Annotated in this window: 14 protein-coding genes, 1 tRNA gene and 1 pseudogene; 15 read left to right on the top strand and 1 reads right to left on the bottom strand. The window is 59.9% G+C overall.

Going from position 1 to position 13,811, the window contains the following annotated elements; genetic code table 11:
* The 7 genes and pseudogenes from FD715_RS03310 to FD715_RS03280 all read left to right on the top strand — a co-directional run.
* Positions 1-814, top strand: a pseudogene (locus tag FD715_RS03310) (type VI secretion system tip protein VgrG); the annotation flags it as partial.
* Position 815: 1 nt separating this feature from the next.
* Positions 816-1,994: a DUF2169 domain-containing protein gene (locus tag FD715_RS03305; RefSeq protein ID WP_147105082.1), complete on the top strand. Its 1,179-nt coding sequence runs from the start codon at positions 816-818 to the stop codon at positions 1,992-1,994.
* A complete protein-coding gene (locus FD715_RS03300; protein WP_147105079.1) occupies positions 1,991-2,401 on the top strand; it encodes a PAAR-like domain-containing protein in 411 nt (136 codons plus the stop codon). Before FD715_RS03305 ends, FD715_RS03300 begins: the two co-directional genes overlap by 4 nt.
* Before the next feature lie 6 nt (positions 2,402-2,407).
* Positions 2,408-6,610, top strand: a complete 4,203-nt coding sequence (locus tag FD715_RS03295) for an RHS repeat-associated core domain-containing protein (RefSeq protein ID WP_147105077.1) — start codon at positions 2,408-2,410, stop codon at positions 6,608-6,610.
* A 49-nt stretch (positions 6,611-6,659) separates the two neighbouring features.
* Positions 6,660-7,217: a hypothetical protein gene (locus FD715_RS03290; RefSeq protein ID WP_147105074.1), complete on the top strand. Its 558-nt coding sequence runs from the start codon at positions 6,660-6,662 to the stop codon at positions 7,215-7,217.
* A gap of 12 nt (positions 7,218-7,229) precedes the next feature.
* Positions 7,230-7,592, top strand: coding sequence for a hypothetical protein (locus FD715_RS03285; protein ID WP_147105071.1), 363 nt, complete (start codon positions 7,230-7,232; stop codon positions 7,590-7,592).
* Positions 7,585-8,178: a hypothetical protein gene (locus FD715_RS03280; protein ID WP_147105067.1), complete on the top strand. Its 594-nt coding sequence runs from the start codon at positions 7,585-7,587 to the stop codon at positions 8,176-8,178. Before FD715_RS03285 ends, FD715_RS03280 begins: the two co-directional genes overlap by 8 nt.
* Positions 8,179-8,466: 288 nt before the next feature.
* Here FD715_RS03280 and FD715_RS03275 read toward each other — a convergent pair.
* A tRNA-Ser gene (locus FD715_RS03275) sits at positions 8,467-8,556 on the bottom strand.
* Positions 8,557-8,717: 161 nt separating this feature from the next.
* On the opposite strand from FD715_RS03275, the gene FD715_RS03270 reads away from it, so the two are divergent.
* The 8 genes from FD715_RS03270 to FD715_RS03235 all read left to right on the top strand — a co-directional run bounded on the left by FD715_RS03270 (position 8,718) and on the right by FD715_RS03235 (position 13,770).
* Positions 8,718-9,545, top strand: coding sequence for a DUF2059 domain-containing protein (locus FD715_RS03270; protein WP_370455330.1), 828 nt, complete (start codon positions 8,718-8,720; stop codon positions 9,543-9,545).
* Complete coding sequence (locus tag FD715_RS03265) at positions 9,546-10,316, top strand: DUF2059 domain-containing protein (RefSeq protein WP_147105062.1); 771 nt, start codon at positions 9,546-9,548, stop codon at positions 10,314-10,316. It abuts the gene before it with no gap.
* Positions 10,317-10,523: 207 nt separating this feature from the next.
* The gene (locus FD715_RS03260) at positions 10,524-11,201 is read left to right on the top strand and encodes a 50S ribosomal protein L21 (RefSeq protein WP_147105059.1); all 678 of its coding nucleotides are present in this window, start codon (positions 10,524-10,526) and stop codon (positions 11,199-11,201) included.
* A 12-nt stretch (positions 11,202-11,213) separates the two neighbouring features.
* Positions 11,214-11,483: a 50S ribosomal protein L27 gene (gene rpmA, locus FD715_RS03255; protein ID WP_039686907.1), complete on the top strand. Its 270-nt coding sequence runs from the start codon at positions 11,214-11,216 to the stop codon at positions 11,481-11,483.
* A 97-nt stretch (positions 11,484-11,580) separates the two neighbouring features.
* Complete coding sequence (locus FD715_RS03250) at positions 11,581-12,084, top strand: GNAT family N-acetyltransferase (protein WP_147105056.1); 504 nt, start codon at positions 11,581-11,583, stop codon at positions 12,082-12,084.
* Entirely contained in the window at positions 12,081-12,632 is a 552-nt protein-coding gene (locus FD715_RS03245; protein ID WP_147105053.1) for a GNAT family N-acetyltransferase, read from the top strand. The genes FD715_RS03250 and FD715_RS03245 overlap by 4 nt, the downstream gene beginning before the upstream one ends.
* Complete coding sequence (locus FD715_RS03240) at positions 12,629-13,231, top strand: LysE family translocator (protein WP_147105050.1); 603 nt, start codon at positions 12,629-12,631, stop codon at positions 13,229-13,231. Before FD715_RS03245 ends, FD715_RS03240 begins: the two co-directional genes overlap by 4 nt.
* 2 nt (positions 13,232-13,233) lie before the next feature.
* Positions 13,234-13,770, top strand: coding sequence for a GNAT family N-acetyltransferase (locus FD715_RS03235; RefSeq protein WP_147105227.1), 537 nt, complete (start codon positions 13,234-13,236; stop codon positions 13,768-13,770).
* The last annotated feature ends 41 nt before the right edge of the window (positions 13,771-13,811 follow it).

The raw sequence follows: 13,811 nt of genomic DNA, 5'->3' as shown, positions 1-13,811 counted from the left end.
AAAGTCGGTCATGCGCAGCCAGTCCCATAAGGGCCAGGGCTTCAACGAGATCACCTTCGAGGATGAGCGTGGGATCGAAAACATGTTCTTCCATGCCCAGAAAGATCAGACGACCCGGGTGCTGAACGACCGCACGAAACGGATCGACCGCCACGAGGTCGCGGCCATCGGATCAAACCGCGCGGTCGAGGTTGGTGGCAACCAGAAACACGAAATCGGCGGCTCGATGAACACCGTGGTCGGAGGCACAGGCGTGTCCGCCTTCGCGCTCATGGCGGGTGTGGGAGGGCTGGCACAGAACACCGCAGGCTTCCTGCAAGAGGCCGGCGAAATCGCCGGAGCGGGAAGCCCGGCGTTGTCGGCCTTTGCGGGAACGCTGGCATCTTCGGCGCTTGGGTTTTTTGGGCCGGGCGGTCTGATGAGCCGGTCCGGCGTTGTGGGCGGCGCCAGCAATCGGCCTGATGCGGGGCGTGCGCTTGGCGATGCGGGTAGCGGCGTTGGATCGGCAGCAGCAGGACTGTTCCCGATGCCCGGCGTCAAGAATACCATTGTTGGCACGTTCCAATCCGACACGGTTGGTGTGGCCCGGGCCGAGCAGATCGGCGTTAGCAAAGTGACCAATATCGGCCAGACCGCAATTGAAAATGTCGGCAAGTCCAAGAAACTCATCGTAGGCGAGGAATACGTGATCGAAGTCGGCAAGTCCAAAATGATCATGAAATCCGACGGCACAGTGATCATTACCGGCGTCACCTTCCATTTCGAGGCCGAGGGATCTTTCCAGCAGATCGGCAAGGTTATCGACCTGAACTGACATGGCCATTGACCTTATCAATCGCACGCCTTTCGCAAATCTTCGCTTTTCGAACCTTGATGCGGACGGTCGGGAATTCGGCGTGGTCATGGTCAAACTGGCCTTTGACGTCCCCGAAAGTGGCACCTGCGCCATCTCCGATGAGCAGGAGCCGCTGGTCCTGACCGACGAATACACCGGTGCGCTGAACGAGACGTCTTTGCGCTATCCCAGTGACCTGGTGCCGTACAAACCGACGACCGATGTCCTTCTGGATGCAGTGGCGTACGCACCCGGTGGGCAGGCGCACCAATGGACCGCATCGGTCAGGGTCGAGGATGCTGCAGATCAGCAGGTCAACGCAGCGCTGGACATTTTTGGGCCGCGCAGCTGGACACCGCGTTTTCTGCCCCGGACGACGCGCGTGACCGATTGGCAGCTGACTGACCCCGAGGATGTCGATGCCGTGCCGATCCGGTACGAGCACGCCTTTGGCGGACCCAAGGTGATCCGCAATACGGATGGGGCGCTGGATGAAGACTATGACGAACGCAATCCCATCGGCTGCGGCCGCGTTCCCGAAGCCTTTGTCGAGGATGAAACCCCGTCCGCGGTGCCTGCGCCGCAAATCCTGGCCGCGGGCCAACGCTATGAAACCGTAACGGACGCTCCCGAGCCAGCGGGCTTTGGCCCGATCCCGCCGGCCTGGTTGCCGCGCCGACCGCTTGGCGGAACCTATGATCAGAACTGGCTCGACAACATCTGGCCGAACTGGGCGCCGGATTACGATTTTGCCTATCACAATTCCGCCCATCCCGATCTGCGCAGCACTCGCTTCCTGCAAGCGCCGCTTGATGTGACGCTCACGCATCTCCACCCGACCCGGGCCGAGTGGCGTTTTCAGATCGACTATCCCAGTCTCAGCCTTTTTGCCGCCTATTCCGACGGCACCGACGAAGATCTGGAGCTGGTTCTGGACAGTGTGTTCCTGGATGTCGGTTCCGAGGCGGCGGATGATCCGCGCGCCTTTTTGGTGCTGCGCGCCGTCTTTCCAATGGATCGCGTCGAGCGGCTGGAAATCTACCGTCCCTACGACAGCGCCGACATCTCGCCACGCCGATATCACCCCTGCGACGTGTCCTGCGATCCTGCCTTGCTAGACCCCCAACCCATTGATGACTCAGAGGAGGCTGCTGGATGAGCCACCCGATTTCTGCCCGCAAAGACGGCAGCAACATCATGCACACAACCGGCCCGGACGTCTGCATGACGCCCATTGGCAAAAGGGTCGTTCCCGTGGCCTACACCTCGATGGTGACGTTGGCGGGCAGCATCCGTGTGTCGCATTCGGTGCGGGACAACTCGAACCCCGATTTTCAGCTGAATTCCCGCACACGGTCGGTCACCGGGCATGAACCGGGGACCAAGAAAGGTGCGAAGGTTGCGGGCTACAAGGGCTTCGCGCATGCTCGCACCGCAGCCTCAACCGTTTTCTCCGAAGGCTTTGCGCTTGTTCGTGATGCCGATCCCGCATGGATCAACCATCCCGACCCGCAGCCGCAGGAGGGCAGGCGGTCTAAATCCAGCAGCTCGGTTGGGCATTTTTAAGCAGCCATGCAGGATTTCGACCCCTCCCAATCCCAGGACGTGACCTCCAGTTCCGACGGCACCGATACCAGCGGGTATGACGCCAATGCCAATGGGCGCACCGCCGTAGGGGCAGGGGGGCCAGAGATGCTGGCCGACTGGATTACGGCCTTCGACGACTATCAGCAGCGCTGGGAAGATGAAAAGGAAGCCCTCGAAGACGAGATCGAGGCAATGGAGGCCGAGCTTGCGGCCGAGACCGACCCGTTGATGCGTCAGATGATCGAGGCTGACCTGGCCGAGGCGCGTATCGACCTTTCGGTGATTGATGCAGAATTCGGAGGTGCCTTCAATCCATACGAAAGCGGAACCGGGCAGTGGGAAATCCGCGATTTCAATCAATGGGCCGAGCAGATGCAGATGGATCCGACCAACCCGGATCATGCGGCCATTTTTAACCAGCAGATGGAGACGTATACTGAGTTCAACGAACAGTTGATCGAACGCGTCGAAGACGATCACTGGTTCTTTTACAACATTTTGAATCCGCTGGATCGTATCCTGCAATGGGATCCGCGCGGCATTCTTATGCGGCGCGCCACGCGCGAAATTGCCGAACGGGGGCTGCGGGCTGGACTTCGCAACGCGCCGCGTGCGTTGTCGCGGGGGCGCCGGACGGCCCGCGTGAACGGGCGCCGCAACCGCACGCGGGACCGGCGCAATTGTCGCCGGGCGTCGAACCCGTTTATGCTGCCCACTGGCGTCGGCAATCACGAAGATCCCTTCTTCGTCATACCCGGCCTGATCGAGCTGTCGCTACACTCGATCTATTGGTCCGACATCGACCACGTCTCGCCCCATGGGACAAACCGCATGGCGCCTTACGACGCCGTGATCAAACGAAACCTCAGGGGCGGGTTCGACCTGCTGGATGATGACGGCTATGTCGTGTCATTTCCTGCGCCGACGCCGATCCCCGAAGGCTGGGTCGACGGCAGCACAACCCGGCCATTGAAGCTGATGCAGGGCAAGGCGCGGGCGTTGATCCTACGCGATGGACTGCTGTTTCATCACTTTGACAAAGGGGCCGATGGCATCTGGCGGATCAGCCGCATCTACAATGCCAATGACAACACCCTGGATTTCAAGCGCGGCCCGGACGGTCAGTTGTACCGGATCACGACACCCGAAGGCCTTACCGTGGTCTTCGGCTACGACGGTGCGTTACGCACGTCTGCCGAACTTGTCGCACCGGACGGGCAGAGCAAGCGTGTGCTGGAATGGCGCTACGATGAACACGGCAACATGCTGGAAGCGCGCGCCATTTATGGGGAACACCACCGATTCCGCTACGACGAACGCAACCGGATCATCGGTCTGCAACGCAACGAGGTCTATGACGCGACCTATACGCTTGACGATCAGGGCCGCCGCCTGGGCAGCGACACGTCGGGCCCTTATCACGGTGACCGCGTCGCCTATGACAGCGATGCGCGCAAAACCGTGTATTTGCCCGGCGGCGATCAAGCACGCGCGCAAACCTATCATTACAACGACAACGACAACATCACCGCCGAGGAAAATGCTCTTGGCCATCTGACCCGTTTTGAGGAAGACGCAGAGGGCCTTGTCAGCGCAACCATCGACCCCCTCGGTCACCGAACACGATTTCTCTATGACGCCGACGGCAATGTGAAATCCACCCGCGATCCGCTAGACCGGATCACCTATTACGGCTGGTCCGCTGACGGGCAGATTGACCGGGTTATCGACCCGTCCGGCGCGACATGGGAATATGAATACGACGAGCGCGGAAACCTCGTGTCGGTTCGTGATCCGCTTGGACATATCACTGATCTCAAGGTATCGGACCGGGGTCTTGTCGTCGGGGAATGCCGACATGACGGGATGATCCGGACCTACAGCTACGATGATCGACACCGGCTGATTTCTGAGGTCGATTTCAACGGTGCAGAGACGACATTCATACGCGACACCTGGGGGCGCATCACCTCGACCACCGATGAGTTGGGGGCCACGATCCGCTTCGAATACGAGGATCAGCCGGGCCTCGATTTCTGGACTGCCGCGCGCGTGATCCGTGCCGATGGCGCGAGAACCGAGCTGCGCGGTCAGGCGCATGGCCGTATCGTTGAAATGAGCGACGCAGAAGGGGCCGTTACCCGCCTCGTGCACGACGCATTTGATAATTTGATCGAGATGGTCGACCCGCGCGGAGGCAGCCTACGGTTCACTTATGACGACCAACTTGCACTCAGCGAGGTTACAAACCAGGCGGGCGAGGTTTGGCATTTTGAACGGGACGCCGCGGGCCGAATCATCCGTGAGGTGGACTTCGCCGGCCTGGAACTGCGTCACGACTTTGATGACGCGGACAGGCCCATTGCGCTGCATTTCCCCGATGGACGAACCATGCGCTTTGAATGGGACGCAGCAGATCAACTGATCGCCCGCATCGGTGTCGCGCCAGACGGCACGGTCCAGGTCGAAGATCGGTTTGACTATGACAGCCGTGGCCTGATCACGCGGGCCACCGGGGCCGACGCGGTGATCGAACTGGAATATGATGCTGTGGGCAATCAGATTGCCGAGGTCCAGAACGGCCAGCGGATTGAACGCGCCTTCGATTGCTGCGGCAATGTCACCGAACGGCGCATCGGGACACATCTGACCGAATACAGCTATGGACCCTCCGGCTTTCTGACGGGGCTTTGCCTCAATGGGACGGATACGCTCACCATTGACCGTGATCCGCTGGGGCGCCCCATCGCCATGCGCGGGGCAGGGGCGTTCGAACTGTTGCAGGAGTTTGACAGCGCCGGGCAACTGATCCGCCAGCTGGCCTATGGCCCCGATGGCTTTACCCGCAGCTATGCTTGGGACCGGCGCGATACGCCTACGCACATCACCGACGATCTCTGGGGCGCTACCGAGTATCAGTCCGATGCGAACGCCCAGATCACCCAAGCGCGCCATGGCGTGCCCGCCGGGAGCGGAATGCGCCTTGCCACGCCCGTGCCCAGTGATGTGCCGGGCTTCCCGTCCGAGACCATTGAGGTCGAACGCTTCACCTATAAGCGCACGCAGGATGTCGAAGCCGCCGATATCGCACAACCACAGATGCCGCTGGACCAGCCGCTGTCGTATTGGCGCACCGCGCCGGGCGGCCGTGTGCACGAAGCCACAGGGCTGGGGGGCGAGCGCATCACCCTGTCTTACGACACCTGCGGGCGCGTGACCGAACGCCGCGTGCAACGGGACGGATTTCGGCCCCAGACCTGGACCTACCATTGGGATGTGATGGATCGGCTGGTCGCGTGCATCACGCCGGAAGGCGAGCGTTGGGACTACACTTATGACCCGTTCGGGCGGCGCATCGAGAAACGCTCGGCCAGTACGCGCACACAATTCCTCTGGGACGGCGATGTCATCGCCATTGAAGCGACGGATGGGATCGCCGCTGTCCACTGGCACTTTGAGCCGCGCAGCCACCGCCCGCTTCTTCGCGACGGCGAGACGCTTGGCCACGTCATAACCGACCACCTCGGCACCCCGCGCGAGATCGTGGATGGCTCAGGCGCTATCCTGTGGTCGGCCACCTACCGCCTCTGGGGGAAGGAAAGGGGTCAATGGGGTGATCCCACCCTTTGCCCGATCCGCTTCCCCGGCCAATGGCATGACGCGGAAAGCGGGCTTCACTACAACCGCTTCCGGTATTATGACCCGAATGTCGGGCAGTATCTGTCCATAGATCCACTCGGTGCGTCCGCCGGCACGCGCGCGCATGGCTACGTCAGCAATCCGCTACACTGGATTGATCCGCTAGGGCTGCAAAGAAATTTTCCAGCCTCGATGCCACCGCGCGCTGGCTTCGAAAGACATCACATCATTCCCTTTCACCTCCGAACCAGGCCCCTTTTGCGAAGTGTAGGCTTCGACATCGATTCGCAGCTTAACCTAATGTACTTGCCCAGAACCTGTGCATCGGTATCTGGTGGCGGCGCGTTGGCGCCGAGAACCGCGGCACAACACAGAGGCTTCAACGGCCACAGTGCATATAATGCCTACATGGACGCTCAATTGAGACAACTGGATCAGCGCACATCTAACATGAGCACCACGTGCAAAAGGCTTGCTGTTCGATCCTTTGTCCTTGCCCATCGCACCATGCTGCAAACAGGAGCTATTCAAATTGCAAATTGTCGCTGAGGGTCTCCTCCGCGGATTATGCCCTTCGCAAAGGAACAAGACCGAAGCCATGCAATATTACAGCCTGATCGAAAGCCCAAACCTCAGACCCGTCGATAACCTCTATAGCGAAGACCTCGACGCTTACTACGACGCGCGCAACACCGGTGATATCTACCGTGGACCTTACATTGCCGACGACGTGGACCCCAAAAAACTGGCGTTGCGTGACTGGATACCTAATGCCGACGAAATGCTTATGACGGACCGCTTTGTCACAGCGATGCAATCCTATGCCATGCAGCAGCCAGATTTTGTCGAGGTCCTTGTGACCCGCAACGGCAAAGACCTTGCCCGGCTGATGCCCAATTCGACCAAGGCGTTCCATGCCGCGCGGTTTCCGAAGCTTGACGTGATTGACGCCGACAAAACGCCGATGCATTTCTGGCCCCGGTTCAAGAAATTCAAATTCATGGACTACGTCATCACCCGACCCATGCCCGACAACGTTCATATCGGCATTGACCAGCGCCAACCAGGCGTGGTGCTGTGCACAGAAGACTTTAAATCCTGGGCCGAACGCGACCGCTTGATGGTCGGCTTCACTCCGGTCCCATGCGCGATCTGAATTGGCAGTCCCATGTCCGAAAGTGAAGCCCTCGACAGATTTGGCACCCTCATCGCGCACGTGCGCGACGCAGCGCTTGGGGATATCCTGCAAGACCATGCGCAGGACGGATCAAACGTCAGCGGCTTAGGCAGCCTGCTGCGCCAGAACGACCTCTCGCCAGAGCTTTTGACCGGTATTGTCGATCATACTGTGTTCAACCTCTTGGTTGCGATCCAAGACGCAGAGTTCGAACACGGGCTCGTTGTTGAAGTCAAACTGGACGACCAAAACCATGAGATCGCGGGTCTCTCAGACGGCCTCGCGGGCGAGCTTTTCGGCGAGCGTGGCTGGATCGCGTCCAAATCCCGATACCCGACATCGCCCTATGACTAGGTCCCAGGCCGCTACCAATCCGAACACTGCAAAGTATTACAGCCTCATCGAAGGCCCAAGCCTCAAACCAATCGACACCATCTACGCCGAAGACCTTGATGCGTACTACGAGGCCGAAAGCCGAGGTGATATCTATCTGGGGCCCTACATTGCTGACGACGTGGATCCAACTGAATTGGCACTTCGTGACTGGATCCCGAACGCTGACACCACGCTGGTCACAGATCGGTTCGTTGCAGCCATGCGACTATACCCCATGCGGCAGCCTGATTTCGTCAAGGTCCGCGTCATCCGCAATGGGCAGGACGTCGCTCCCGCGATGCCGGGTGGCACTCGGGCATTCTATGCCGCGCGGTTTCCGAAGCTCGACGCCATAGATGACGAGAAAACTCCCATGCACTTGTGGCCGCGTTTCAAGAAATTCAAACTCATGGACTACGTCATAACCCGACCCATGCCGGACGACGTCCATATCGGCATTGATGAACGCAAACCTAGGGTTGTGCTGTGTACGGAAGAATTCAAGAGTTGGGCTGAACGCGACAGCCTGAATGTGGACTTCACTCCGGTACCATGTGTGATCTGAGTTGGTACGCTTTTATCCAAAACGCAATGTTGTCACGTAAAGTGGGACATTCATGCTGGGCTGCGATGGCCTCGCTTTTGACGTGCCGAACAAATGCTTCGGTGGGTTTATCGCAACGCCGTTTAGCGGACGGTCCAGGTTTAACCCCGTGGATCATCTTCAGTTATGGAATGCCTAGCTACGCCAAAACCGATGTTGGCTTTTAGACGTCCAACATTGTCGAAGCTCGGTAAGCAACTAAAAAATCATGATTTTTGGCCAAACGCCATACCGACGGCGGCAGCATAGTGGCGGAGAGACAGGGATTCGAACCCTGGGTGGGCTTGCACCCACAACGGTTTTCGAGACCGCCCCGTTCGACCACTCCGGCACCTCTCCGCGGGGGTCTGGTGCGCCCAATTAGAGGGAAGCGCGCGCACGCGCAAGGCAGTTTTTGTGCGATCAGGCCCACACGGGAAATTTGATGGACGCGCACGCAAAAAGCCATAACCTGTTAGCAAGACCGAGACGCTCGAGCAGACCGATAGGAGATGATGACCATGCGCGCGCTAAGAGCGGGATTTACCGCACTCGTCCTGACGATGGCCATGCCGATGATGGCCTGGGCAGCTGACCGGGCTAAGCTGCAGGACTTCCTGGAAGTGACAGGCTTTGATGTGGCCCTTGAAAGCATCCGGCTGTCGGCGGAATCCGCACCGCAGATGCTGGGTATGCAGGCCGAGGATTTCGGCTCGGAATGGACGCGGCTGACAACAGATGTGTTCAAAACCGAGACAATGCATGACATGGCGCTCGACATCCTCGAAAAGACGCTCGACGACGACATGCTGACCCATGCGGCCGACTTCTACGCATCCGACTTGGGGCAGCGCCTGGTGGAGGCGGAAAATGCCAGCCACATGAAAGACGACGACACTCTCAAGGACGAAAGCGGTGAGGCCATCGTGGCGGGCCTTGAGCGGCTTGACAGCCCGCGCCTTCAATATCTCAAACGCATGAACGAAGCATCGGACACAGCCGGGGTCAGCGTGCGGGCGATCCAGGAAATCCAGGTGCGGTTCCTTCTGGCTGCGGCCGGTGCGGGCGTGATCGAGTTGCAACTCGAAGAACCCGATCTGCGCGAATTGCTGTCCAGTGACACAGATGTGTTGAAGGAGGAGATTGCCGCCAGTGCGCTGACCGGTGCGGCCTACACATACCAATCGTTTTCGGACGAAGAAGTGCTCGCATACACCGAAGCGTTGGAGCATCCCAAGATGCGCAACGTTTATGATCTGATGAACGCCGTGCAATACGAGGTCATGGCCAACCGGTTCGAAGCGCTTGCGCGGGCGATGCAGTCGCTGCAGCCCAGCCAGGAACTGTAAATGCGCCTTGCTGCTCTGACCCTCTCATTCGGACTATTGGCCCAATCAGCGCTCGCGGATGTTGACCGGTTGATTGACGCCATGGGCGTGCCGCAGCTGATCGAGGCGTTTGTGGCCGAGGGGCGCGATGCGGGTGCGTCAATCGACGAGGCATTTCTGAACGGGCAGGGCGGTGCAGTCTGGGCGGAAACCGTATCGCGCCTGTACGACCCGCAACGCATGGAAACCGAACTGAGGTTTGTGATGGCCGAAGAACTGGATCCGGCCGTCGCCGAACAGGCGCTACTGTTCTTTGACAGTGCGTTGGGCGAACGCATCATCACGCTTGAAGTCGAAGCACGGCGCGCGTTCATGGACGACAGTGTGGAAGAAGCCGCCAAATCCGCGCAATCGGCATCGGGGGATGCTGTCACCGACTACCTGCTGACTCGCAACCTGATTGAACGGAATACAGATGTGGCCGTGGCGGCGCAGGCGGCATTTCTGGATGGCATGGCGGATGTATCGGGTGTGCAGGGTTCTGCACCTGATCTGGAGCGTCTGCGTGCCCGTGTCCTGATTGACACCGAAAGCTGGCTGCGCGGTTACAACGCGTTGGTGCAATCGGCACTCAGCGAGGACGACATCGCGGTCTACACGGCATTCTGGGAGACCGAGGTCGGCGCGAAGGTTGATGACGCGCTGTTTCTGGCTTTTGGGCAGAGCTATACCACGCTGTCATACGCGCTTGGGCAGGCGGCGGGCCGTCTCTTGCCGCAAAACGAGTTGTGACATGGGTCATCTCTTGCCCAACGCGTAGTTAGCCGTTGACATCCTTCGGCCCTTCCACCAAAACGCCCGCACACACGCCGCTGGAGTCTCTCCGGCGGTGCTTTATTTCTAAATGACGCTCCATGCAGGGCGCGCTGTTCGAGGCGGCATATGCCACAATACCAGGCAACTGGGGCCACAGAACGCGGCAGACAAGGGAAGAACGCAATGTTCGCGGTTATGAAAACCGGCGGCAAGCAGTACAAAGTTCAATCGGGCGACACGCTCCGCGTTGAAAAGCTGGCCGCAAATGCAGGTGACAAGGTTCAATTCAACGAAGTGCTGATGGTCGGTGGTGACAGCCCCGTCGTTGGCTCGCCCGTTGTTGCAGGCGCAGGCGTGCAGGCCGAAGTCATCGAACAGATCAAGGGCCCCAAGACGATCAACTTCGTCAAGCGTCGTCGTAAGCACTCGTCGAAGCGCACGAAGGGTCACCGTCAGCATCTGACGCTGGTCAAGATCACCGACATCCTCGCCTCGGGCGCGGACAAGTCGGGCGTGATGGCGGCCGAGAATGGCGCAGGTTTTGGCATTGCCGCCGCACCTGCTGCCGCAAAGGCCGAGAAGAAAGCCGAGGCACCCAAAGCCGAAGCCAAGGCAGAGCCGAAGAAAGAAGCCAAGAAAGCCGCCCCCAAAGCGGACGCAGCTGGCGACGATCTGAAGCAACTGTCCGGTGTGGGCCCCGCGCTTGAGAAGAAACTGCACGACGCGGGTGTGACCACGTTCGCGCAGATTGCAGCATGGACCGAAGAGGACGTTGCTGCTATGGACGAGAAACTGTCGTTCAAAGGCCGGATCGAGCGCGAAGGCTGGATCGACCAGGCCAAAGAACTGGCCAAAGGCTAAGGAGAGAGACGCATGGCACATAAAAAAGCAGGCGGTTCATCCCGTAACGGTCGCGACTCCGCGGGCCGCCGTCTTGGCGTGAAGCTCTATGGTGGCCAGGCGGCCATCCCCGGCAACATCATTGTCCGTCAGCGCGGCACCAAATTCTGGCCGGGCCAGGGTGTTGGCATGGGCAAGGACCACACGATCTTTGCGACCGAAGAAGGTTCGGTCACATTCCACAAGGGTCTGAAAGGTCGTACATTTATTTCGGTGCTTCCGGTCGCGGAGGCTGCTGAATAAGCCGAACCAAAACGGGTTTTTCGAAATTCAGGGGGATCGGCGGAAACGTCGGTCCCTTTCTTCGTTTCCGCCCCCCGCAACCAGCGAGGACGGTCCAATGACAGACCATATCACAACCGAACGCCTGACCCTGCGCCGCCCCGAGATGGCCGATGCGGCGGCGATCGCGTCGCTTGTGGGTGATCTGGACGTCTCGCGCTGGCTGACACGCGCGCCGCACCCTTACGGCTTGTCCGATGCGTATGAGTTTATCTCGGCCGTGCAGAACGGGAACGGCAACACCTTTGTCATCTGTGTCGGCACACAACTGGTCGGTTGTATCGGCACCGAGGGACAGTTGGGATATTGGCTGGGCAAAAACCACTGGGGCCGCGGTTATGCGTCCGAGGCCTGCCGTGCCATGATCGACCGCCACTTTGCGCAGGGCCATGACGAGGTGCAGAGCGGATACTTCGTCGAAAACGGACGGTCGCGGCATGTGCTGGAAAAGCTGGGTTTCGTGCGGACCTCGCAGGAACAAGCGCGGTGTCCCGCAACCGGTGACTGCCACGTGTTGCAAAAGATGGTTCTCACCAAATCGGCATGGGAGGCACCGGGATGACCACCGCATCCAAACCCGTTCTGCGCGGCCCCCGCGTTCTTCTACGTGGCACGCAACCGACCGACGTCGACGCCCGCTTCGCCCTGGGCAACACGCCGGACATCATCAAGATGTTCGGCGGCGACCCCAGCCAGGTGCGTGACATCACGCGCGAGGCGGCGGAGGCCTGGGTGCAGGCCCAAGAGGCGGAGCCCTATGGTTGGATCATTGAAGCGTCCGGCGCGCTGCTGGGCTCGGTGCGTTTGCACACGGTCAACCATGCCGACAAGCGCGCGCAGATTGCCATCGGGATCTTGGATCCGAACGCTCTGGGTAAAGGGTTCGGGACCGAGGCGATGCAGGTGCTCGCCACTCATGCCTTTGACCAGATGGGGTTGCACCGCCTCGGCTGCCGGGTGCTCGAATTCAACGCGCGTGCGACGGCGGCCTATGAAAAGGTGGGCTTCAAGGTCGAGGGCCGCGAGCGCGAGGCGGCTCTAATTGGCACAGACTGGCACGATGATCTGATCATGGGCCTGCTCGACCGCGATCTGGTGCGGCTCACATGAGCGTTGCAGCCGCATCTTTCGCTGTGTTTGCGGCCAGCCAAGTGGGCACACCCGGTCCTGCCAACATGGCGCTGCTGGCGACCGGTGCCCGCTACGGGTTCCAGGCGGCGCTGCCCTTTGTGGCGGGCGTTGCTGTGGGCAAGCAGTTCATCATCTGGCCCGTGGGCTTTGGCCTGATGGAGCTTGCCGACCGCGCGCCGTGGGTGTTCGAAACCCTTAAATGGGTCTCTGCCGCCTATATCATCTGGCTGGCGTGGAAAGTGTCGCAACTGCGGCTCGGACCCTCCAATCATGCACCGAAAGCGCCGGGCTTTCTTGCCGGGCTGATCGTGCACCCGTTGAACCCCAAGGCATGGGCGATGATCATCGCGGGCTTCACGGGCTTTGTCGCCCCTGGCACGGACGCCGTATACGCCACGGCAACCATTGGCGGGATACTGCTGGCCACACAGCTGGTTTTGCACCCGCTTTGGACACTTGCGGGTGATCGCATTGCGCGCACCCTCGCAGGGACGCCGGCGGAACCTTATCTGATGTACAGCCTTGCGGCGCTGACCGTCGCATCGGTCCTGTTTGTTTTGTTCGGAGGAGGAACATGACAATGGAGATGGAGACTATCGTGACCCAGGATGTGATCGAGACCGAGCGCTTTGTGCTGCGGCCTTTGCGCAAATCCGACATGGGTCTGATCGAGATGTACACGAGCGACAAGCGCGTCGCGTATATGACAGCATCCATCCCGCACCCTGTTCCTCCAGGGTCGACCGAAGCTTTCGTTACGCGGGCGATGGCCGGTGAACGCGACGAAGATGTCTGGGCCATGGACGGTCACAAATCCGGCGGGGCCGAGGTCATGGGCCTCATTTCCCTGACACGGATGGACCGCAACCAGTCGGAAGTCGGCTATTGGGTCGCACCGCCATTCTGGAACACAGGCCTCGCCTCTGACGCCGTGCAGGCGCTGGTTGAAGCAAACCCGATGGCACACGCCACGATGTTTGCAAGCGTGTTTCAGGACAATCCCGCTTCGGCCCGCGTGCTGACCCATTGCGGGTTCGAATATCTGGGCGACGCCGAAAGTTTTTCGGTGGCACGCGATGCGACGGTGCCAACCTGGACCTACAGTCGCAAACTCTAAGTCGTCGTATATCCTTCCTCTTGCGAAAAATATCGCGGGGG

The sequence above is a fragment of the Tateyamaria sp. syn59 genome (assembly GCF_007995245.1).
Classification (GTDB): Bacteria; Pseudomonadota; Alphaproteobacteria; order Rhodobacterales; family Rhodobacteraceae; genus Tateyamaria.
Note: the sequence above shows the minus strand (reverse complement) of the source record. Positions and strands in the feature narration are given on the sequence as shown.